The organism is Bacillus sp. AFS037270 (assembly GCF_002585305.1).
In genome coordinates this window covers 150,049-171,365 of the sequence record NZ_NUNF01000016.1, presented here as the reverse complement: position 1 = coordinate 171,365, position 21,317 = coordinate 150,049, and the positions used below count along the sequence as shown (strand labels likewise).

22 protein-coding genes are annotated in these 21,317 nt (G+C 37.1%); 3 read left to right on the top strand and 19 right to left on the bottom strand.

The genetic code is table 11. The annotated features are described in order from the left end of the window. Window positions 1-57: 57 nt before the first annotated feature. The 9 genes from COD92_RS09195 to COD92_RS32500 all read right to left on the bottom strand — a co-directional run bounded on the left by COD92_RS09195 (window position 58) and on the right by COD92_RS32500 (window position 8,869). Window positions 58-1,074: an amidohydrolase family protein gene (locus COD92_RS09195; protein ID WP_098528174.1), complete on the bottom strand. Its 1,017-nt coding sequence runs from the start codon at window positions 1,072-1,074 to the stop codon at window positions 58-60. Window positions 1,075-1,672: 598 nt separating this feature from the next. Continuing rightward, window positions 1,673-1,855: a Fur-regulated basic protein FbpA gene (locus COD92_RS09190; RefSeq protein WP_098528175.1), complete on the bottom strand. Its 183-nt coding sequence runs from the start codon at window positions 1,853-1,855 to the stop codon at window positions 1,673-1,675. A gap of 313 nt (window positions 1,856-2,168) precedes the next feature. Beyond that, window positions 2,169-3,464, bottom strand: a complete 1,296-nt coding sequence (locus COD92_RS09185) for a CitMHS family transporter (protein WP_098528176.1) — start codon at window positions 3,462-3,464, stop codon at window positions 2,169-2,171. Between the two features lie 258 nt (window positions 3,465-3,722). Then, complete coding sequence (locus tag COD92_RS09180) at window positions 3,723-4,619, bottom strand: prephenate dehydrogenase/arogenate dehydrogenase family protein (RefSeq protein ID WP_255286559.1); 897 nt, start codon at window positions 4,617-4,619, stop codon at window positions 3,723-3,725. A 16-nt stretch (window positions 4,620-4,635) separates the two neighbouring features. Next, on the bottom strand, window positions 4,636-5,316 hold the full coding sequence (locus COD92_RS09175; protein ID WP_255286561.1) for an RraA family protein: 681 nt from the start codon (window positions 5,314-5,316) through the stop codon (window positions 4,636-4,638). Window positions 5,317-5,943: 627 nt separating this feature from the next. After that, window positions 5,944-6,792 carry a MurR/RpiR family transcriptional regulator gene (locus tag COD92_RS09170; protein WP_098528178.1) on the bottom strand — a complete coding sequence of 283 codons (849 nt, stop codon included), beginning with the start codon at window positions 6,790-6,792 and terminating at the stop codon, window positions 5,944-5,946. 337 nt (window positions 6,793-7,129) lie between these two features. Beyond that, on the bottom strand, window positions 7,130-7,486 hold the full coding sequence (locus COD92_RS09165) for a cyclophilin-like fold protein (RefSeq protein ID WP_255286562.1): 357 nt from the start codon (window positions 7,484-7,486) through the stop codon (window positions 7,130-7,132). A 12-nt stretch (window positions 7,487-7,498) separates the two neighbouring features. Next, window positions 7,499-8,671 (bottom strand): MFS transporter, encoded by a 1,173-nt coding sequence (locus COD92_RS09160; protein WP_098528314.1) that lies wholly within the window; start codon window positions 8,669-8,671, stop codon window positions 7,499-7,501. A gap of 54 nt (window positions 8,672-8,725) precedes the next feature. Then, window positions 8,726-8,869 (bottom strand): tautomerase family protein, encoded by a 144-nt coding sequence (locus COD92_RS32500; protein WP_218011261.1) that lies wholly within the window; start codon window positions 8,867-8,869, stop codon window positions 8,726-8,728. 301 nt (window positions 8,870-9,170) lie between these two features. On the opposite strand from COD92_RS32500, the gene COD92_RS09150 reads away from it, so the two are divergent. After that, a complete protein-coding gene (locus tag COD92_RS09150) occupies window positions 9,171-9,710 on the top strand; it encodes a TetR/AcrR family transcriptional regulator (RefSeq protein WP_098528180.1) in 540 nt (179 codons plus the stop codon). A 129-nt stretch (window positions 9,711-9,839) separates the two neighbouring features. After that, window positions 9,840-10,388 (top strand): TetR/AcrR family transcriptional regulator, encoded by a 549-nt coding sequence (locus COD92_RS09145; protein WP_098528181.1) that lies wholly within the window; start codon window positions 9,840-9,842, stop codon window positions 10,386-10,388. Window positions 10,389-10,478: 90 nt separating this feature from the next. Here the strand turns inward: COD92_RS09145 and COD92_RS09140 are convergent, their stop codons facing one another. The 10 genes from COD92_RS09140 to COD92_RS09095 form a co-directional block, all read right to left on the bottom strand. Further along, on the bottom strand, window positions 10,479-10,889 hold the full coding sequence (locus COD92_RS09140) for a cupin domain-containing protein (RefSeq protein WP_098528182.1): 411 nt from the start codon (window positions 10,887-10,889) through the stop codon (window positions 10,479-10,481). Between the two features lie 41 nt (window positions 10,890-10,930). Continuing rightward, on the bottom strand, window positions 10,931-11,686 hold the full coding sequence (locus COD92_RS09135) for a carboxymuconolactone decarboxylase family protein (RefSeq protein ID WP_098528183.1): 756 nt from the start codon (window positions 11,684-11,686) through the stop codon (window positions 10,931-10,933). Between the two features lie 357 nt (window positions 11,687-12,043). Beyond that, window positions 12,044-13,270, bottom strand: a complete 1,227-nt coding sequence (locus COD92_RS09130) for a multidrug effflux MFS transporter (protein ID WP_098528184.1) — start codon at window positions 13,268-13,270, stop codon at window positions 12,044-12,046. A gap of 221 nt (window positions 13,271-13,491) precedes the next feature. Beyond that, the gene (locus tag COD92_RS09125; protein WP_098528185.1) at window positions 13,492-14,037 is read right to left on the bottom strand and encodes an NAD(P)H-dependent oxidoreductase; all 546 of its coding nucleotides are present in this window, start codon (window positions 14,035-14,037) and stop codon (window positions 13,492-13,494) included. A gap of 466 nt (window positions 14,038-14,503) precedes the next feature. Further along, on the bottom strand, window positions 14,504-15,037 hold the full coding sequence (locus COD92_RS09120) for a cyclophilin-like fold protein (RefSeq protein WP_176541086.1): 534 nt from the start codon (window positions 15,035-15,037) through the stop codon (window positions 14,504-14,506). A 55-nt stretch (window positions 15,038-15,092) separates the two neighbouring features. Further along, the gene (locus tag COD92_RS09115) at window positions 15,093-15,800 is read right to left on the bottom strand and encodes an SDR family oxidoreductase (protein ID WP_098528186.1); all 708 of its coding nucleotides are present in this window, start codon (window positions 15,798-15,800) and stop codon (window positions 15,093-15,095) included. 63 nt (window positions 15,801-15,863) lie between these two features. Beyond that, complete coding sequence (locus COD92_RS09110) at window positions 15,864-17,033, bottom strand: MFS transporter (protein ID WP_098528187.1); 1,170 nt, start codon at window positions 17,031-17,033, stop codon at window positions 15,864-15,866. Between the two features lie 147 nt (window positions 17,034-17,180). Then, window positions 17,181-17,870 (bottom strand): DUF4405 domain-containing protein, encoded by a 690-nt coding sequence (locus tag COD92_RS09105; protein ID WP_098528188.1) that lies wholly within the window; start codon window positions 17,868-17,870, stop codon window positions 17,181-17,183. 87 nt (window positions 17,871-17,957) lie between these two features. Next, window positions 17,958-18,692: a cytochrome P460 family protein gene (locus COD92_RS09100; RefSeq protein ID WP_176541087.1), complete on the bottom strand. Its 735-nt coding sequence runs from the start codon at window positions 18,690-18,692 to the stop codon at window positions 17,958-17,960. 453 nt (window positions 18,693-19,145) lie between these two features. After that, on the bottom strand, window positions 19,146-19,991 hold the full coding sequence (locus tag COD92_RS09095) for an SDR family NAD(P)-dependent oxidoreductase (RefSeq protein WP_098528190.1): 846 nt from the start codon (window positions 19,989-19,991) through the stop codon (window positions 19,146-19,148). A gap of 277 nt (window positions 19,992-20,268) precedes the next feature. On the opposite strand from COD92_RS09095, the gene COD92_RS09090 reads away from it, so the two are divergent. Further along, complete coding sequence (locus tag COD92_RS09090) at window positions 20,269-21,171, top strand: LysR family transcriptional regulator (protein ID WP_098528191.1); 903 nt, start codon at window positions 20,269-20,271, stop codon at window positions 21,169-21,171. Window positions 21,172-21,317 lie beyond the last annotated feature (146 nt).

Sequence of the window (21,317 nt, the reverse complement as noted above, 5' to 3'; positions counted from 1 at the left end):
ATTTTCCCCCTAGGGATTTAAAATTTTTAGAACGAATGTATTTATTCCGGGTTTTATTTAGCGATGATGATGATGGTGATAAAGGTTTATTCCTAATTTTTCAATTGCATTTCTATAGAATAATTTCTCTCTTTCTTCTTCAGTCAAGGGAACATCTGATAGGAAATGCATCATATCTGGCAGAGATTCATATGGGTAATCGCTTCCAAACAAGATCCGATCAATTCCCAATACATCCTTTGTACAAATAAAAGCTTCTTTGCTCATATTTCCACTAGTCGTGACATAAATATTATTTTTAAAATAGTAACTTACATCTTCCTTACATTTAATAAAAGGGTTTGGCAGAAATTTTACTCGGTTGTCCATTCTATCCAATAGAAACGGGAGTCCCTCACCTAAATGACCGAGAACTACTTTTAAGTTCGGCAGCTGATCAAATAGGCCGGAAACAATCATTCGGGTAAGCGTGATGATTGTGTCTAATGTAAACCCTAAAGCCGGGCCAGCCACGGTGAATCCAAATCCCTCTACCCGCATATCGTTTGGAAGTTGTGGATGCAAATAGACATATATACCAAGTTCCTCAGCCTTCTTAAAAATAGGGAAATAATAATCATCATCTGGCGCAGTGTCACCATAGTTGGAATGGGTGTGCCATGATACAAATCCATATTCTTTTACACATCTTTCGAGCTCCTTACAAGCCTCGTCTGGATTTTTAACCGGCAGAATGGCGCTTCCTAAATATTGGGTTGGATACCTTTTGGTAATTTCCGCCAGTGCATCATTGGTCTTTCTGCAAACCTTAATACTACTCTCCTCATCCAATTGTTCTGGCCCCGGCGAACTGCTTAAAATAATCACATCTACCCCTTGCTCTTTCATCAGCTGATTTCGTTTTTCGGCAACCTCCAACAGCTGTGGCAATATAGCATCTTGAGGCATTGTAATGGCATCTGTCCAAGTAATCACATTATTTTCTTTCCTGTAATATGGCGGCTGTTGTCTTTTAGATAATTCCTCTAGTAAACTTTGATCGTAAAAATGATTTTCAAAATCAATTTTTTTCATGTAATATTTCCCCTTTTGTATTTTTTTAAAAGAATTAACAACGTAGAAATCGCTTACAAAATTATTTTTCCTGCCACCCCTCCACCCTTCTTACAAAGGTGATATTTTTTTATAATTTAAATATTGCAAATATTATGCCAACCAGAGCTCCTCTAAAAATTGATTGGTTTTATGCTATCTCTTCGGTATTTATAGAGTAATGGAGTTTTCTTATACCATACAAACTGATACCGAAATGTATCAACTGCCGAATCGATTCCGGGAAAACCTTGATAAACAAGGAGTTAGATTGATAAATTTTTGTATCAATCATAAAATCAAATGTATCATTATAAAGAGGAATTTTTCATAAAGTCGTAGAGTATTTTTTATTACTCATGTATTGGATTTTCAATATATCCTTTGGTTTAATAGACTGGAATAAACACCTTCATAGTTCTTATTTTAATATTAACGGTAATTGGTGATAGCTCCAATCCTGACTCCACGCTTAGAACCGTAATGTATATAACAGTGAATTTTATATCTTCTTGCCCAAAAAAAAAGACCGCAGGTGTGGAAACACCATACAGTCTTATGTAACGTAACCATATTTATTTTATACCCACTGAATAGACCCAAACTCACCATGGGGATGGTTTTGTAATTTAAATCTTCTATACTCATATTCTAATTTTGATAGTGGCAACTCATAAAGCTTTTGATCGTCTTTGTTATATACGTTTAAAAAAATTAATTTATTGATAAGTTTTTGTCGCCTTTTTTCAACATTATTTCTCATCATAAACACTCCTTTAGTTTTACAAAAACTTTCCCTTGAATACAACCACTTTTAATTTCGTTTATTAGATTAATTTTATTATAAACCAATAATTCCTATCAGTAAAGTATGAATTAAAAATAAATAAAGAAGACACCATCAACATGACAGTGTCTTCGCGATTTTCATTGACAAGCAGTATCGACTCAATCGGTTATATATTTATAACCCTGTAGAAGCGACTGTGCGGAACCGAAACTAATCCCATACAGAACCGCTGAAAAAAGCACTCCGAAAAAATTAAAGCACACTTAGGCTTTTATTGTTTATTTTATTAAATAGATAGCACTCCGATCAAAACACCTACAATTGTCATAACCACTGCAGTCCCTAACGCATATTTGGCTGAAAAGCGAATATGGTCACCTATATCAATACCTAGAAGCCCTACTAGTACGTATATAGAACCTTGAAGCGGACTCAACAAGTGAAACGGCTGTCCTAATAGTGAAGCTTGCCCAATTTCTATTGGTTGAATTCCAAAGTGGGCTGCAGTTTTCGCCATGATAGGAATAATTCCGAAATAAAAGGGAGCATTCGCCATAAAAAAAGTAAATGGCATACTTATTAGTGCGACAATAGCCGTTAATCGAGGTCCAAGTGCATCTGGAATCACGGCAATTAGAACATCTGCGATCGCTTTTACTATTCCAGTGCCCTCTATAATACCCGAAAATACACCCGCTGCAAATATCATAGAGACAACCGTCAATATGTTCCCTGCATGTGCGTGCACCCGGTCCTTCTGGTCCTGCAAGTTGGGATAATTAACAATCATAACAATTGCAAATGCAAGCATAAATAAAGCTGGGATCGGTAAGATGCCCGCAACTAAAGCTGCCATTACTAAGATCGTTAATACTAGATTAAACCAAAATAATTTAGGACGTTTTATAGAATCCATTCCTATTTCAAGTGTAGCGGCTACCTCATTGTTAAAATCTACATTGATATTGGTCACTCCTAACCGCTTACGTTCCCTGCGTCCGAGGAAATAGGCAACGGTCAGAACCCATACCCCACCTGCAATCATAGAAGGAAGGATTGGAATAAGCATTTCTATTATATCTACATTTACTGCTGTAGCAGCTTGAACAGCCGGTCCTCCCCAAGGTGTCAAATTCATAACCCCCATCGCCAATGCTGGAATACAGGCTAAAATAAGTTTATTCATACCCAGACGTTCATACAATGGAAGAAATGCTGTTACTACAATAAGATAGGTAATGGTTCCGTCACCATCAAGAGCAACAACCAACGATAAAACAGCCGTTCCAAGTACAATTTTTAATGGATCACCGCCGACCATTTTCAAAATTTTCAATACTAGTGGATCAAAGAAACCTGTATCTATTAACACACCGAAGTAAAGAATGGCAAAAATAATCATAATAGCTGTTGGAGCAATTTTCTGGAGCCCCTCCAACATCATTGGTCCCAAGTCGGTAAAACCGCCAATTAATGCAAAAACAACTGGAACAATAGTTAGTGCGTTAAACGCTGACAAACGCTTAGTCATGATTAAGTACATAAAGACCACGATCATTGCAAATCCCAGAAATGCTAGCATTATATAATTCCTCCATATTTGGTTGATTTTCATCTATTACTTATCATTATTTAGCAAGTATATAATAACAATGCTCTCCATCTGTAAATGCTTACAAATTTTAATAATCGTAATTTTTTACAATGAAGTTAATTAAATGCCGGACATTTATTACGATATAGAAACTATTTTTCAATTATAATTAATCAGACCAGAAACCAACAAAGATTATTTCTCGAAACTTTAAAGTTTTTGGCCTGATCAAAATAATAAGATCTATTAGCTGTTGATTGCTATGTTTTTTTCTTTACAAGCTTCAATGACATCCAACCAACTCTCCGGTTTTTGTCCCTTGAATTTTTCCCTTAAGTTAAGCTTGGCTAGCTGTTCAAGCTTTTCTTTTGCTGCTTTAGACATGGATGAATTAATATTGGAACCATCTAGCATTTGGATTGACCCGTCTAGTTCAATGGATCTTCTTAATGCATGAATAGAGGTGCCAGTTACTAAGCGATTCATGGTTTGTTCAAAACCGTTGCTGTCCATGGTCTCACTCAACGAATCCAACACCAAATTTTCCACGTTAAATGCGTGTGCTGCTTCCAACAACTCCAAGTAAAGCGCCACTACACCTTTCATATGAATACTCCGGATTAGTTTCACTGCGGAAGCATCACCAGGATTGCCACTGACTTTTTTGATGACCATTTCATATGGGGCCATCAAAGAGATAAATCGGTCTACTCCACTACCACTCGCTAAGATGGGCACTTTATGTTTATAGACCGGCAAGGGGCCCATCATCGCTGCATCTACAAAAAGTACGCCATTTTCCTCGATATTTTTCGAAATGTTTTGTTTCACCACTGGAGTTGAAGCAGATACATCAACATAGATACAGTCTTTCTTTAGGTGCGGCTTCAACTCTTCGCTTACTCCGTAAGATTTATCTGCGGGTACCGCCACAATAACTACATCAACTTGTTTCAGCACATCCTCCGGCGTATCAAGAATTTGGACTTGAGCTTGACTTGCCCGCTCCTTTATTTGAGTGCCAAAGGTTGGATGATCTAACATCACATCATGTGCGTAAATTGTTTCTAATCCTTCTTTCCTTAACCCAATTGATAATTCAAATGCTGCTTCACCAAATCCAATTAAACCTAATCTCATCATTACAGAGCCTCCTATTTTACAATCCATAAGATTCCATTTTCACCTTTAACCAAGGAGGCTGGATGCTTCCTCCCTCAACGCCTTGCTGTCGTTTTCTCTCATATTCTTGGATTGTTTCTAAACGTTGTTCTTCATAACCTAATTTTTTCTCTGCCTTAGTAAGCGTGTCGTTAATTTTTTCTCTTGGTACGACAACGACACCATCTTCGTCACCTACTATCAAATCACCTGGATGAACAGATACGCCTCCACAAGAAATCGGGATATTTATTTCACCTGGACCATCCTTAAGAGGGCCGTTGGGAATAAATCCTTTAGCGAAAATCGGGAAATTTAATTCGCTAAGGGCTTCTTTATCACGAACCAATCCATCAATGACGATGCCCTCTAGTCCCATTGCCTTAGCTGCTCCAGCCATTAATTCTCCAAGATAAGCATTTGAGGTATGACCTTTACCATCTACAACAAGTACATATCCTTCTTGCCCAGAATAAATCGCTTGATGAAGAAATAGATTGTCTCCGGGCCTCAAGCTTACTGTAAGGGCAGTTCCTATAACCCTCATCCCGGTTGCTACTGGCTTTATTTTGTAATCCATAGAACCAGTGCATCCTAGTGCATCCGATATAAGTGTAGTGTTAAGACCTTTTACTCTTTCAATAATTTCAGTAGATAAGTGCTGATCTAATTTAAACAATGATATACACCCCTTATTTATTTTTGATAATGTATGAATCACCACTTCATTGAAGAGTGTTAATTCCATTTGAGAGATTAAGTGAAAATTTAAGTTATTTCCTTTAACTTTTCTACAAACTACATACGGACTTTTAACCTGATGTCATCTAGTTAAACAATGAATGTTATACCGATTCAAAAATCATCATTTATAGTTGGAATCAAATATTTTTGAATGGTCACAGTTTTTCTTTACTGTTAAGTTCGAGATTATTTTTTGTGTGTAATAATTATTACTTATATTTTAATGGTAGTAATTTTTATTACTATTTAAATGTATCTTATCATTATTATTTAATGAAGTAAACGCTTTTTTATTAAAATGTTAGAAAACTCAGATAGAAGAAGTGTTATAAATATTACTTATTCAAGGAGGATTCAGAAAGTAAAAAAAATAATACTGAATTTTCATGGTATGAGAACCCTAAAAAATTCAGTATTATTAACTTTATGTGTTTGGGTTTAAGCAATTTTTCCTGCTCAAAAGTTAAATATTTAGAAGAAAAGGAAAAAGGTCACAGAAACATAGAATCCGAATTAAACTGTAAATTCGAATATCTTATTCCCATCACCTTCGTCATTTCAATTATTCATAGTGATAATTTATTTTTGTGAGTATCGAATTAACTTCATCAAGACGAGACTTTACTTTTTCCGGATAATTTATAGCCAAAGCACTGATAAGATAGTCAGCTACAAATATTGATGATATCGCAGAATTGTGAAAAGCAATACTGCTTGAACTACATGGTAATATTAAATCAGAATACTTCACTAAAGGAGAAGAGTAACTGTCTGTTATGGAAATAACTTTCGCATTCTTCTCTTTAGCTGCATTAACAAATTCAACTGTTCTTCGTGCATATCTTGGAAAACTAGCTGCAATAACTAAATCCGAGGAAGTAAGACTGGCTGCTTTATCAATCCAGTCACTTAGATCCGAAACAATTAAATCACAGTTTCCAAGCAAGCGGTTAAGGCCAAAAGTTAAATACTGTGCTACCGGCATCCCACTCCTAACACTTGTACAAATAATTCGTTCCGCAGATACTATCATTTCCAACGCTTGGTCTAAAGTCTCACCAGTGATCATTTCAAAAGTTGATTGAATATTTTGAAGTTGATTTTCTGCACAGCGCTGCCATAAATTACTTTGATTTAAATCTAATAAATTTATCTCTAGTCTAGTTTGGGGTGCTGCTTGACTACGCAAAATCTCCTGAAGTCCTTTTTGAAATTCTGCGTATCCTGAATAACCTAGACTAAAAGTTAATCTCATTATGGTAGTGGTACTCGTACCAACAATCCCAGCTAACTGATCAACTGTCAAAAATGCTACATCTAAGGGGTTTTTAATAATATAGTCTGCAACCTTACGTTGTGTTTCCGTTAACTTTGAGGCTTTATCTTTCAACTTTAAGATTGGATTCTCCATACTCTCTCTCCAATTGAACAAATGTAGTAGATTTTACATCTCTATTTTTGTATAAAAGATTTATTACAACCATTAATGAGATTTTATCATCTTTGTTCTTGTATGTAAAAGCTGTCCATAAATTGAATTAAAAGTATTTCTTTTTTAAATAGCCGCTAGTAAAATTCCCAAACAGTTGAATCACATTTTTGCTTATTGAACAAATTAATCAAAACTGTTTTTTATCTTAAGAAAATTTGTTGACCTACATTGTTAAATAGAAAAACCTGTTATTCTTTTGGAAGCTTCCCAAAGAGTAACAGGCAAATTATTCTAAATTGTTGATTATTAAGGTTTTTTAATCCATTTTTTCAAATGTAACGGTAAAATTACCTTTCATACTTGCAAGCTTTTCAATACCAGATTCAATCTTCCCTAATTTAATCAATCCATTTGCAAAACCAAAATCTCGATAAAATATAGCTAAATTTCCCCAAGGGGAATAATAAGTGAAATTACCAACTGAAGCATCACAACCTGATGGTGCATCTTCTTTCGTTAATTTTTTAGGCAAATTGCTAATTTTTTCAGTTCCTGCGTAATCTTCAAATGTTAAAGTCATAGGGAGTAATGATAAAAAATCCTTGCTTGTTGGGTTATCATATACTTTTACCATTATTTCCTCGTTATTAAAAGTCAATTTGATACTACTCACAATACCACCTCATTAGACCACATTCTCGTACTTAGCCACTTTACGATTAAGGCTAAATGAAACCGCCGTAATAATGGCCGCAATGGCAACTGATCCTGCTCCGATCCAACTAACTGCATGAACGGATGTACTTCTTACTGCTATACCCCCAATCCCTGCGGCCGCAGCTATCCCCAACTGTATGAAGGAGCCATACAGGCTAAGCATAATTCCTGAAGCTTCTGGCGCAAGCCAGACCAGATTATACTGCATACCTGGACCAGACGACCACGCCGAGAAGGACCAGAGCATAAGCAATGGAATGGCGACAACGGTTGATTTGGCAATAGTAGATAGCAACACTAAAGCGATAACGTGGACAACCAAACCACCCACAAGAGTTCTGGGATTACCAATCCGATCCGTCATGAATCCCCCAAACTTTGAACCAATCAAGGTAGCGATACCGAAGGCAAACAAGGCACCGCTCACTTCTCGTCCGCTCATGAATGTAACGGTTAATAGGAATGGGGCAATATAGGAATACATCACCCCATATCCTAACTGCCAAAAGAACGTTGCACCAAGGCCCATTAAGATTTTCGAATTCTTTAAATACGAGAGTTGCTTGCTCAGAGGGACGGCCACCCCGTTATTAGAGGCAGGAATCGTTCGCATGATAAGAAAGATTGCTAGTAAACTAAGAACCCCGATACCAACGAAGATTAGCTTCCAATCGTATACAGTGGCTACCACACGGCCAATTGGTACACCGATGATGATAGCAGCACTAAACCCAAGTATTACTGTGCCGATAGCCCCTGCTTGTTTTTCGGGCGGTGCTAATTTTGCTGCGGCAGTCTTTGCCGCAATGGCAAACACTCCACTTCCTAGAGCTAGTATAATGCGAGAGACGATAAGAAAACCAAAGCCTGGAAGTGTGATGGTCATCACGCTGCCGATTACCATAAGAACAAGAGAAAGTATCATTAACTTACGCTGATTCATTTTTGTCGTCGCCATCACAACAAGTGGTGATCCGAACGCATTAGCAAGAGCAAATACGGTGATTAGCTGTCCTGCCGCCGATACTGAAACATGATTCGAGGCAGCTACTTTATCCAAAATACCTGCAATGACGTACTCCGATGTACTAACCATGAACGTAATAAGGGCCAACAGGTAAATTTTCCATGTGTTGTTCATAATTTTTCCCAATCACTCCTCTAAAAAAATTGTCATGATTATTTCCTTCTTTTCTTAATAGCTATACCCAGGTTTTTTATACAACGTTTTTTCTTTTCCTAAAATATCAGGCTTATACACTTCTTCTGCCCATTTCCCATTCGGAATTTCTTCAAACGAAACAGAAATACTTTCCTCTCCAGCGTTTACTGTTTCCATAACAGCCTGCACAAGCTTATCTGTAAGTTCTTTCTATTGATCCTCAGTTCGACCTGGCAATAGTTTTACAATAATGTGTGGCATCCACTATTCTCCTATCGTTAAATTATTTTCGGGAATAACTTCCTTTACACAACTAAATTGGAGCTGTAAAAATTAATATTGATTGATTAATCAACATCTGTTTATAATTATAAAAAGATTCCGAGTGTGTTCAATGGTTAAATTAACGCAATTCGTTGATTACTCAACAAATCAAATCATATTGTTGATTATCTACGGGAAAGTTTGGTGAATTAGAATGTCTAAGGTAGATAGAAGAATAACGAAAAGCCAAGAAGCAATTAAAAATGCTTTAATAGATTTAATGACTGAGAAAAGTTTTGATGAGATTACCATTCAGGATATTTCGAACAGAGCAAATGTTAATCGCGGAACCATCTATCTTCATTACACCGATAAATATGATCTTCTGGATAAACTGATGGAAGAACATATAAACCAGCTTAGGGAAACAAGTGTATGGGCATGTGAACAGGAATGGGTCGATGCGACTCAAACCTTTTTCGAATTCTTTGAGAGTAATTATCTATTCTTTTCAACCATGTTAGCGAGTAAAGGGGCTCCTTCTTTTCGCACTAAGTTTCTAGAGTTTCTTATCGAAGCGTTTAAGGATGAGGTGGACGAAAAGAAAAATCAAGGTCTAAGTGAAAATGTTATTGTTAAATTTGCAGCAAATGCATACGTAGGGGTTTTGGAATCATGGTTAAAGGAAGGAATGCCATCTCCACCTCAATCAATAGCAAAAGAATTAGGGATTTTGTTAGAGAGGATTGTATAGTTATTTCTAATCGTCTTTTTAAGCGAACATTTTCTTAGACGCTTATTGTCAACAAAACCTTCAAAAGTTAAGAGAACGCAATTCAAATAAAGATCTAAGACTATCATTCGGAAAGATTGGTGATTTCTATTGGCAAAAGTTGATAGAAGAATAACGAAAAGCCAAGAAGCCATAAAAAAGGCTGTTACTGAACTGATGTCTGAAAAAAGTTTTGATGACATTACCATTCAGGATATTGCGGACAGAGCCGATGTGAACCGAGGTACGATCTACCTACATTACACTGATAAATATGATTTACTGGATAAGATGATAGAAGAACATATGAACAATCTCCGAGACCTTTGCCAATCAGCATCTGAAATGACATTTCAAGAAGGAAATTATGTTTGGTTCGAATACTTTGAGCATCATTACTTATTCTTTTCGACTATGTTAGCGAGTAAAGGGGCTCCTTCTTTTCGTAGTCGGTTTCTAGAGTTAGTCGTAGAAGAGTATAAACCTGAAGTAGATACATCCGAAGGAAAAAATCAAGGATTAAGTGAAGATGTTATTCTTCAATTTTTTGGAACAGCAATCGTTGGGGCTGTAGAATGGTGGTTTAAAAATGGAATGCCTTTGCCCGCTCGTGTTATGGCCGAACAAACAGGGGCATTGTTAGATAGGAACTTAGAATAATTCATAATAATTTTAAAAGAATTATTTTTACGTAAAGCTAACGCATCGAATTCAATGATTCGATGCGTTTAGTTTATCTTTTATTTTTATTTAGTTACATTTTTCATATTCTTCGTCTGAAACTGGTTCTAACCATTCCGGCTTACCTGCAGTGATTGCAATGTGTTCAAACCAGCTGTCTTTTGCGGCACCATGCCAGTGCTTCACGCCATCGTGAGTAACAATAACATCGCCAGCTTTTAAGAATTGAGCAGGTTTTCCTTCTTCTTGGTACCAACCTTCGCCGCCAGTTACTAATAAAATTTGAAATCCATCACGATGGATATGCCAGTTATTTCGGCATCCCGGTTCAAAAGTCACATTCCCAACACCAACATTCACTTTAGGATCAGCAACTAATGATTTAAGGTAACTTTGTCCCACAAAAAATTGTGCAAATGCTTCATTTTTTTCGCCCACTGGGAAAATAACGCCATTTTTTACTTCTTCATGTTTTGCCATTTTTAATTCCTCCAATAAACTTTATTTTTATTATTAACCAATTAATTTTCAGGAATCATTTCATTAACGCAAGCTAATGCGTTCAGTGTTCTTGGAAAGCCCATATATGGAAGGCAATGAGTGATGGCAGTGATTAATGTTTCCTTATCATTTCCCACATTTTTGTTACCAATCACATGTGACTTTACTTGGCTTTCACAACCGCCTAATGTACTGATAATACAGAGTGTCAACAACTCTCGTGTTTTCAAATCAAGTCCGCTTCGGGTGTAAAAGTCTCCAAAGCAAAAGGAGGAAAGATAATCCTGCATATGCTTTTGATTTGCTGGGGCAGTCTTATGCATTTTTGCAATCACATCACCAAAAATCTCTACTTGAGCAGCAAGTCCTTTTTCAAAACGGTTCTCTTCATCTACCGTCTTTTGGCTTTCAATTGGTAAAGTGATTTCCTTTGCTTTGAAAACCTCATTGACTTCATTGATGGCGTTTAATGTTTTGGGAAATCCAATGTATGGAGCACACTGGTAAATAGCCTCTTTGATTTCTACAGGTGTCAGCCAAACGTTCAGAGAAGCACCTACACGTGCCTTGAGCTGAGGCAACGTCTGATTCGTCGCAAGCACTACCAAGGTGATTAGCTCACGTTGCTTATCATCAAGGTTACCTTGATAGAAAACTTCTCCAAAAATGAAGCGGCTCAAAATGTCCTGAAAATCAGGATCGGTAGCATATGCCGCTGGTACTCCATTGCCAAATAGTTCTTTGTATTTTTCCTTGCTCTTTTCAACACGATCCATAAATAAGCCTCCTGTATGTAGTTATTTTGCTTCTATTATTCCAAAAATTCGCTTAACTTGATGCATATAAAAATTAATAATGATTGATTAATCAACACCTGTTAATAATTATAAAAAGATTCAGAGTACGTTCAATGGTTAAATTAACGCAATTTGTTAATTACTCAACAAATCTATTAAAATTGTTGATTATCTTTAGGTAAAGTTGGGCTTCAATGCTTTGGTAAACTTCTTATCCCCCAAACGACCTTACTTTCCTCGGCTTCGACGCTTGAGGCGACTCCTTATCTCCCGAACGAACTCCCCTTTCTCGGCTTCGACGCTTGAGAATACCTTTCGTTTAAAAGGTTTGAGTACTTAAACATTACTGATTTTTTTTGATGTAGAGGCCACCACTTTGCCTTTTTTTATTAGGACTCCATTGAAGAAAACAGCCAACAAACTGGTTGTAAAAATAATCACTCCTAATGGTAAAGCAGAATATTCACCCGCTATTCCCACTAATGGAGAAGCAACAGATCCTAACAAAAATGGAAGAATCCCTAGCAGTGCAGAAGCAGTTCCTGCAATGTGTCCTTGAGACTCCATCGCTAATGTAAATGAAATCGGTCCAATGATACCGTTTGATGAATTGAATAAGAAGAGTGAAATAACTAGTGCAACTAACGGTCCATGAAATAAGACCACAATTAAAACTGCGAGACTAGCAATAAATGCATACCACAAGCCAATCAAAAAAATATGACGTGGACTCATCCGGCCGGCCAGGTATTTAGTAAGTTGAGCAGCTAACATTAAACTAATCCCATTCAAGGCGAATAGTAGCGAAAAAACTTGAGGAGATACACCGTAAACTTTTTGGTAAATAAAAGGACTTCCAGAAACATAAGCAAATACACCTGCAAAGATAATTCCTGATACAAGAGCATATCCCATAAATGTTCGATCGAAAATCAATTTTTTGTAGTTATTCAATAACTCGCTATAGTTACTCTGTATCCGTTTGTCCACAGGTAAAGTTTCTTTTATCTTCCACGATGTTATAATTGTTAGGTAGATTCCTAAAAGTCCTGTAAAAATGAACACACCAATCCATGAGGTAAAAGAAGTAACGGCACTTCCTGCAAGTGGCGAGAGTAATGGAGTGACACTAGTAATCGTACTGAGTAGTGCAAAAAACTTCGTTAGTTCAACTCCACTATATAGATCGCGAACAATAGCACGAGAGATAACAAGGCCAGCAGAAGCGACAAAACCTTGTATAAAACGTAATGCAATAAAAATTTGAATATTCGGTGCAAAAGCACAGCCTATCGAGGAAATAAAATACAGAAACATGGAGATTAACAAAGGTTTACGTCTTCCATGAACATCACTTAAAGTACCGTTTACCATTTGACCAATGCTTAGTCCTAATATACTAGCAGTTAAACTCATCTGAACCATAGATGCGTTTGTTCCAAAGGAGTTCATAATTTGTGGGAATGATGAAAGATACATATCGACGGTAAATGGTCCTAACGCACAAAATACTGCTAACATCAGGGCAAAACTAAGTTGATGTTTACTTGCTTTTACATTCAATTATTACCACTCCTAATAAATTAATGATTTATTAAACATCAATTTTAAATAAACTGCCCCCAATATTAGGGTAGTTTATTCTAGATGGATATGGCCCCCACTTACCCGGATGCCCCATGACCATGTACCAAAGCAATCGGAGGGATTTTGTCTGTTTGCAAATTTACTAATTTCATACATTTCACGTTTTTTCTATTTTTTTAACGGTTTATTTTTGTGAATTAGCGTACAGCAAGTACTTCTAATTCGGAGTTCAATGCATAAGCCACGTAATCCTTCGCACTTTGCTCAAGCTGCTCGTTGGACATTTGCCACACTCCATACACTATAAATGGGGTCAAATAGCGGGTACCGATCAAGTTGCTAGTCGCCTGAAGAGGGCGTAACAGCTCTGTAACGGTATATTTATGCCTGCCGGTTGGCGTATAATACTCTTCAGTTCCGGCTGTGGAAACAGCAATCAACAACTCTTTGTTATGAAGTTTATCCCCGTTGCTTCCATAAGCCCAGCCGAAGGTAAGGACTTCATCTTCCCATTTTTTCAGCAATGGAGGAGCGCTGTACCAATAGAAAGGGAATTGCAATACGATGCGGTCATGCTCTTCCAATAGCCTTTGCTCAGCTGCGACATCGATTTGTTCATTTGGGTATGCCTCATAGACACGGTGAACGGTAACGTTTGCTTGCTTCTCCATTTCTTCCGCCAAACGCCGATTAATCCGAGAATTATTAATATCTGGGTGAAAAACAAGAACCAATGTTTTCATTTAAAAATCTCTCCTTTTAGATTTATTTGGTTGATTTCAGAAGACTTTACCTTCCCCCATAACAACCTTACCTTTTGTATTACAGATATCGTTACCTAGGCACTCCTAATTATGCGATTTGAAAAGTGAATATCTATCGATTAATCAACATCTGTTTATAATTATAAAAAGAAATAGGATATCTTCAATGGTTAAATTCACGTAATTCGTTGATTACTCAACAAATCAATTAAAATTGGTGATTATCTTTTTGAAAAGTTGGTGATTTAAAATTATCTAAAGTAAATAGAAGAATAAACAGAATGCCCAAAAGTCATTGACAAACTTTCCATTAAATTATTTATATTTCTCTATTTATTCTTTACTTGGGGTTCCGCCGAATACTGGAAGTAGAATTAACTCACCTGATTTTTAATACAAGTGCATAACAATGAATAAACTGAGTTTTTACAGGCACATCTTACCGTTATTCACTGAAGGAAAATATAACCTTCACGCTACCTGAACCTAAAGCTTCAAAAAGACCAGTCGTGTTGTCTATGTGTCCGAGCTTTACATACTTGTAGGAAGTATTGAATGTCTTGTAGAAAATAACAAGACAGTTGTCACCATAGAGCATTAAATCTCCTTCATTGATCCTGCCTGGGGAGGTTGACTTATCTGCACGCAGATTACCTGACAAATAATAATATTTTTCATTGCCATTGAGTTCAGACATATCTACTGTTAGCGGCAGCTGTTCAACAAGCGCTTTAGCAGTATCGTTATCCTCAAGAGTTGCGGTGAATGTCTTATCTCCGACTCTGATATTTAAGTTTTTCATTATTTTCGTCTCCTTCACACGATCTGTTTGGCTTTTATTGTGATCGTCGGTTAAAATGTTTTTAGAAACATCAGATTTTTCAGACGATATATCTCTATGTTTTGCTGAGGTATTACTGCATCCAGCCAAAGTCAAAATAACAGCAAGAGTAAAAAATACTGGAAGGATTTTATTCATTTTAACTGCTCCTCGTATAGCTAAGTTTTATACCGATCTACACGGATCATCTATGTTACCAATCGATACGTTTTCCATCTCTGAAGAATCCCCCGTTTGGTCCCTCAGGTCCAATCGTCGCTAACCACAGGATCGACTCAGCTGCTTGCTTAGGAGTTCTTGGAGCATATGGTCCACCCATATCGGAGCTTACCCATCCCGGATCGACTGCATTTATTTTGATATCACCATTCATTTCTGCTGCTACCAATCGTGTCAATCCATTTAGGGCAAATTTGGACAACTTATAAGCGCCTACTCCTGGATAAGACATCTCGCTCATCGCTCCATATTCTGAGGAAACATTAATGATTCTCCCATAGCCTTGTTTTTCCATGAGGGGAATAAAGGAACGAATCATATGGTAAACTCCAAAGAAATTGGTTGCCATTGTTTTCTCCAGAATGGAGGGGTCCATTGCCACTAACTTTTTATTCTCCTCCAGATACACACCAGCATTATTAATCAATACGTCTAACCTTCCATACCGCTCATTTACTGTAATGGCAGCTTGACGGATGCTTTCTTGATTATCTACATCTATCAACACAAACGAAACGTCCAGATTTGATTCCTGAAGTTTTTGAGCAGCTTCATGCCCCATCCCTGGATCCCGACTTGCCAAAATGACCTTAAAACCTTTCAAAGCCAATTGTTTAAACAGCTCATATCCAATTCCTCGATTTCCGCCGGTGACAAGTGCAACTTTTATATCCTTTGACATTTTAAATCCTCCATTTCTCCTTCTCAGATTGAGTGGTAGCTAAAAATCCTAATAGGATAATCTTTATTTCGAAAGTTGTTGTGCAGGGGTATACATGTTGTTTCTTAGTAAAATAGTTACCAAACTTAATATCAATGATAGGAATCCCACCAATACGACGTATTGTGTGCCCATATCCGATATAATTAACCCGCCTACAGCAGCGCCAAATGTTGTTCCTAAATTAGCGGATGTTAAAAATAAGCCATTTGCGAAATCAGGAGCTTCGGGAGCTGAAGACGTAATCCAATATTGGTTAATATTGCCCCCTATTCCAGCTAAAATCCCCCAAATTAACGTAATGATCGCCATTGGTACGGTAAATTGTCCAAAAAAAAATAATAGAATGTAAACAACTCCCAATGCAAAAGGAAATGTCACTACAGATTTGATTGCATTTTTAGTAAGTAACTTCCCTGCGAGAATGGTTCCAATAATATTGGCTCCACCGAATACGAATAATATTAGACTAATGGTATTGGAAGACATATTCGTAACAGTTTTCAGATAATCTGCAAGATAACTATAAACTCCAAATACGGCCGAGTTTAATAAAATGACAGACACAATCGAAAGCCAAGTAATAGATTTTTTTAATACCGATACTTGTGCTCCGTAAGAAAGTCTTTCCTTAACAGGCATAGAGGGTACAAATAGTAAGGTAGCAACGAATGCTAACATATTTACAATAGCAAAGAACACCATCGCCATTTGTAAAGAAGTTGCACTAGCAATAAAACTTGCGATTGGTACACCGACTACCATACCGGCAGATACTCCTATAAATACTTTGGAAACAGCTTTTGGAGCTTCTTCTTTACTTACTGATGCAGCTGCCACTGTAAATGCCAACGAACAATAAATGGGATGAAAAAAAGCTGAAATGATCCGTGCCATTAATAGAATGGTAAAGTTAGTTGTAAAAATAGATACGATGTTCCCCAATACAAAAACACCTAATACAAGTAACATGACCTTCTTCCGATTGATCCCTGAAAACAATAAAGGCATCGTTGGACCAGATACTGCAACCACAAGGGCAAAAAAACTCACCAGCCATCCTGCTTTTGCTATACTGACTTGAAAGTGATCCGCAATGGAAGGCAATATCCCTATTACCCCCATTTCGGTATTTAAGATGCCAAAGACTCCAATGGTTAATATAAAAATGAGTAAATTATTATGTTTTTGCAAAGAAGTTCCTCCAAACTCTTCCTTTAATTGACTTTTTCAATGTGAACGGTGAGATACCCATAAATATTTTTATAATTTTCTTTTCCAGAATCCCCATAACCTATATAAAAAATGGCTAAATTTCCCCACAAGAAAAATAAGCAAAGATTAGATTGTCTGTTCTGCCCTTGTTTCCTGCTTTTGGATAAATTTCAAAGCATAATGTGTCCCACAAATATAGATTCCCATAATCGATAGGTGGTCAACTAAAAAAACTACAGTAGAATTCTCATTGAACCAATTACCAAATGGATTATAAATGAATAGCTTTGAACCCATTTCTCTCTTAAAGGAAGCATGCACCCCATAGGCGACAATTAACACCGCCAAAATACGCAGCCCCATGGTGCGAATACGGCTAGTTCCGGTTATTCCCGTCATCCTCCGCACTGAATTGATAATCATAATCCAGGAAAATCCTACATGTACTGCCATGATGATAAATCCCCAATAAGCAGTCTGGACATGTAATTGCCGAAGCATCATGTCGTTATTTATAGGAATATGGGGAAATAAATCACTTGAAATTAGCACAGCACTTATCATCATCACTGCCATCGTTACAAGAAAAAGTAGATTCATCACTATTTGTAGTTTGCGCCGTAAATGATGGCTCCCCTTTAAGATCACTTTATACCAACGTCCATTCAATAAATTATGGACGATAAATAATAGAAGTACGACAACTCCAACGAGTTCATGTATTTTATTTCCGGTAATATAGTAAGCCATTGCTATCAACATGAGAACTGTCATAACAACGTCATTTACTAGCTTGAATAACATCTTGCGATTCATAGCATTCACCTCTTTCCCTAGACTATTTATCACTAGCTTGTGTTTACATTGTAGGCATTCAAATATCTTTTAATGGCAACATAACCATTAGCTTTCATATTGCTGTAAATACATCTTCAACAAAACATCCTGAATCCTTTTCGCTTTTTCCTCTTCATCTATTAATTTACTTTCTTCTTTATTTACATCCTTAGAAATCTTCATATGAGCAGTTACCTTCCAGTGATCTGCAGGGATTGATGCGATTAGGGATTCTGAGCTGCTGTTCTTCGAAACTTTTCCTAAATCAAACTCTTTCATTTGATCTAATGAATTTATATATTCATCCCTTTCCTGATTTGCGTGGCAAGTAAAGCAACGTCCAATATTATCTTCAGCCACTTCCCTATCAGGAGTAAAATGCTGGTATTCCCATTCCCCATTTCGTTCTTCCGGCGAATATTGGGAACCCCAGCCGGTACGCTTTTCCATCACTAAATAGTGTTCAATCTCTCCATCCTTATATCCTACAAGAGTAATAATGGTGCCGCTCGGAAGCTCCTTTCCGTTCTGCGCTGCTTCAATTGCTTCCTTCCTATTTATATAGATGTCTTCATGAATATCTCCTCGATCGTAAGTGGCAAACACGATCCCCTTTTCAAGGTCTTTAGGGAATTTAACAAGATTAGCCCCAGAGCCAATCTCTGCGTATTCCCCAGACTTAGCCACAGAGGAATTTTCTTCATCTTGTGAAATGACCTTTATTTCAGTATCATTGTCGTTGCAAGCAGTAAGGATGAGGGTTAAAAGCAATGCAAATGAATTAATGAATCGTCTTTTCAAATTATTTACCTCCTCCATGTTTCGTTTTATTGTCTTGTAAATTTATAGCGACTGTAACTCTATCTGACTACTAATCCAAGTCTTAAGATGGTTGGTAAATACTTTTAAACTCGTTACATTCCCAGGCATAAATAATTTCAGCACTATGGTAATGAATGATATCATCCTTCGAATGTCTTAACATCGAGCCGAGATTACCTCCTGATTTATACCGATAATTGCTGGAAAACTAATATTAATGAATGGGGATTATCACGAAACTGCCATTAGTAATAAAAATTGCCTCAAACAAGTTATGAGGCAATTTTTAATCATTCATTAATAGCTCATCCATTAGTTAACTTGTTTTGTTGGACGAATAATGATTTCACTTACCGCAATGTAAGCCTACACTGACTTTTTTGATTCTTATAGATACTTCACAACGAACTCAGTAGACTTTCGTCTGCAAGCTTATGCATCCTCGTAAGAAAGGGAAATCGAAAGGTCCCGATAGGCATTGATCTGGTTTCGAAGCTCTGCAACTTTCTGCTCAGCACCAGCAAGGGCATCTGCACCTGCGATCCAACGAGATGGTGGTTCCTCCTGATTTACGATGGTGATTAAAGCCTTAGCAAGTTTGACAGGGTCTCCTTCCTGTTTTCCATTTTTCTCCTTCCAGAAAACCTGGTATTGTGCATTACGCTCGGCATAGTCATCGATAGATGGCTCAGCAAGGTTTGTTGATTCTGGCTCTAAAAATTTAGTACGGAAGAAACCCGGTTCAACAATGGTGGTTTTGATTCCGTATGGAGCTACATCCTGATGTAACGACTCCATAAAACCTTCAAGACCGAACTTCGAAGCACAGTAAGCAGCATTGTATTCAAATCCAGCTAAACCCGCAAGAGAAGAGATTGAAATAATGTGTCCGGAACGATTCTTACGCATCAATGGCAACACGGCGCGGGTAACGTTCATTGGACCATAGAGATTGGTATTAATTTGTCGTTTAATCTGCTGTGGGGTCAGCTCCTCGAAGAATCCGCCATAGAAGTTGCCTGCGTTGTTGACCAACACATCAATACCTCCAAATCGGTCAACAGCCGACTTGACTGCAGCCTCAGCATCTGTTGGGTCAGTGACATCTAACTTCACAATTAACAGATTTTCTTCATCGCCAAGAACTTTGGCTAGCTTTTCTGTATTACGTCCAGTTGCGACAACCTGAAAACCTGCGGCAAGAGCAGCTTTTACGAAGTCAATGCCCATTCCACGTCCAGCACCTGTAATAAACCAAACTTTCTTATTGATAGTCATATTGATTTCCTCCTAGATTTTTTTAATAATATCCTTTTACTCAAGATCAATTAATCCATTTGTTGTGTCGGGCGGATGATGATTTTGATGCCCCCATAATTACAGCCACTTTATCTTTAATAGTTGGCACACTAAAAACCATCCCTTCTAATGTGTTATTACTATTTATTTTAGCTACGGTCTTTTGATATAGCCAATGCTTATATCTCATATCATGATATGCTTGATGAGCATTTCAAAAACGTATATACTAAAACATCATAAAGGAGGGTTTTTTTTGGAACTAAGAGTTTTGCGGTATTTTCTTACTGTTGCAAGAGAAGGAAGCATGACGGCTGCTGCAGATTTTTTGCATGTTACCCAGCCAACCTTGTCAAGACAATTAAAAGACCTTGAACAAGAGTTAGGAAAAAAACTATTTATTCGGAGTAGTCACAGTATTATTCTTACAGATGAAGGAATGCTTCTGCGAAAGAGAGCAGAAGAAATTATAGATATGGTCGATAAATTAGAGACAGAGTTTAGTTCAATGGAAGAAACAATAAGTGGTGATGTCTTCATTGGTGGCGGGGAAACAGACGCTATGAGACAGATTGCACGGGTGGTAAAAGATTTACAGTTACGTTATCCCAATATCCGCTATCACCTCTATAGCGGAAATGAAGACGATGTGACCGAGAGGCTTGACAAAGGATTGCTTGACTTTGGCATTTTAATTCAACCAGCAGATTTATCAAAATACAATTATTTTAATATCCCTGGTAAAGATGTTTGGGGCGTTGTGATGAGGAAAGACAGTCCCCTTGCCTACAAAGATTCTATTCAAGCAGTGGATTTATTAAATGTTCCGCTGATCTGTTCAAGGCAGGCTATGAAACAAACATTTTCTAAAAATGAATTTGCGGATTGGTTTTGTGAAGATTTTGATAAATTAAACGTCGTGACTACCTACAATCTTGCCTATAATGCTGCCATTATGGTTGATGAGGGCATTGGTTATGCAATAACTCTTGATAAAATAGTGAATACGTCTAGTGATAGTAACCTTTGTTTTAGACCGCTAGAGCCAAGACTTGAATCTGGCTTAAATATTGTTTGGAAAAAGCATCAGGTTTTTTCCGCTGCTGCAGAGATGTTTTTAAAAGAAATCCAGGCGAATTTTTCAAATTCTACCAATTGACGATAGATTCGGTTGGGTCAGTTATTCCGATTTTCAAATGAATAGCTTTTGTCTGATATCACCTTGGACTTACCACTTTGAAGCTCAATATAAAAGGATGTCCAAAAAGCTAGGCCTATTGGACATCCTTGAAATTACCATTAGAA

What these genes read in the sequence shown, in the direction of transcription:
- COD92_RS09115 (WP_098528186.1), bottom strand. Translation starts at nt 15,800, where the DNA reads ATGTCAAAGGATATAAAAGTTGCACTTGTCACCGGCGGAAATCGAGGA.
- COD92_RS09135 (WP_098528183.1), bottom strand. Translation starts at nt 11,686, where the DNA reads ATGGATCGTGTTGAAAAGAGCAAGGAAAAATACAAAGAACTATTTGGC.
- COD92_RS09160 (WP_098528314.1), bottom strand. Translation starts at nt 8,671, where the DNA reads ATGAACAACACATGGAAAATTTACCTGTTGGCCCTTATTACGTTCATG.
- COD92_RS32500 (WP_218011261.1), bottom strand. Translation starts at nt 8,869, where the DNA reads ATGGAAACAGTAAACGCTGGAGAGGAAAGTATTTCTGTTTCGTTTGAA.
- COD92_RS09180 (WP_255286559.1), bottom strand. Translation starts at nt 4,619, where the DNA reads ATGATGAGATTAGGTTTAATTGGATTTGGTGAAGCAGCATTTGAATTA.
- COD92_RS09190 (WP_098528175.1), bottom strand. Translation starts at nt 1,855, where the DNA reads ATGAGAAATAATGTTGAAAAAAGGCGACAAAAACTTATCAATAAATTA.
- COD92_RS09140 (WP_098528182.1), bottom strand. Translation starts at nt 10,889, where the DNA reads ATGGCAAAACATGAAGAAGTAAAAAATGGCGTTATTTTCCCAGTGGGC.
- COD92_RS09195 (WP_098528174.1), bottom strand. Translation starts at nt 1,074, where the DNA reads ATGAAAAAAATTGATTTTGAAAATCATTTTTACGATCAAAGTTTACTA.
- COD92_RS09125 (WP_098528185.1), bottom strand. Translation starts at nt 14,037, where the DNA reads ATGAAAACATTGGTTCTTGTTTTTCACCCAGATATTAATAATTCTCGG.
- COD92_RS09185 (WP_098528176.1), bottom strand. Translation starts at nt 3,464, where the DNA reads ATGCTAGCATTTCTGGGATTTGCAATGATCGTGGTCTTTATGTACTTA.
- COD92_RS09170 (WP_098528178.1), bottom strand. Translation starts at nt 6,792, where the DNA reads ATGGAGAATCCAATCTTAAAGTTGAAAGATAAAGCCTCAAAGTTAACG.
- COD92_RS09150 (WP_098528180.1), top strand. Translation starts at nt 9,171, where the DNA reads ATGTCTAAGGTAGATAGAAGAATAACGAAAAGCCAAGAAGCAATTAAA.
- COD92_RS09120 (WP_176541086.1), bottom strand. Translation starts at nt 15,037, where the DNA reads ATGAATAAAATCCTTCCAGTATTTTTTACTCTTGCTGTTATTTTGACT.
- COD92_RS09095 (WP_098528190.1), bottom strand. Translation starts at nt 19,991, where the DNA reads ATGACTATCAATAAGAAAGTTTGGTTTATTACAGGTGCTGGACGTGGA.
- COD92_RS09105 (WP_098528188.1), bottom strand. Translation starts at nt 17,870, where the DNA reads ATGAATCGCAAGATGTTATTCAAGCTAGTAAATGACGTTGTTATGACA.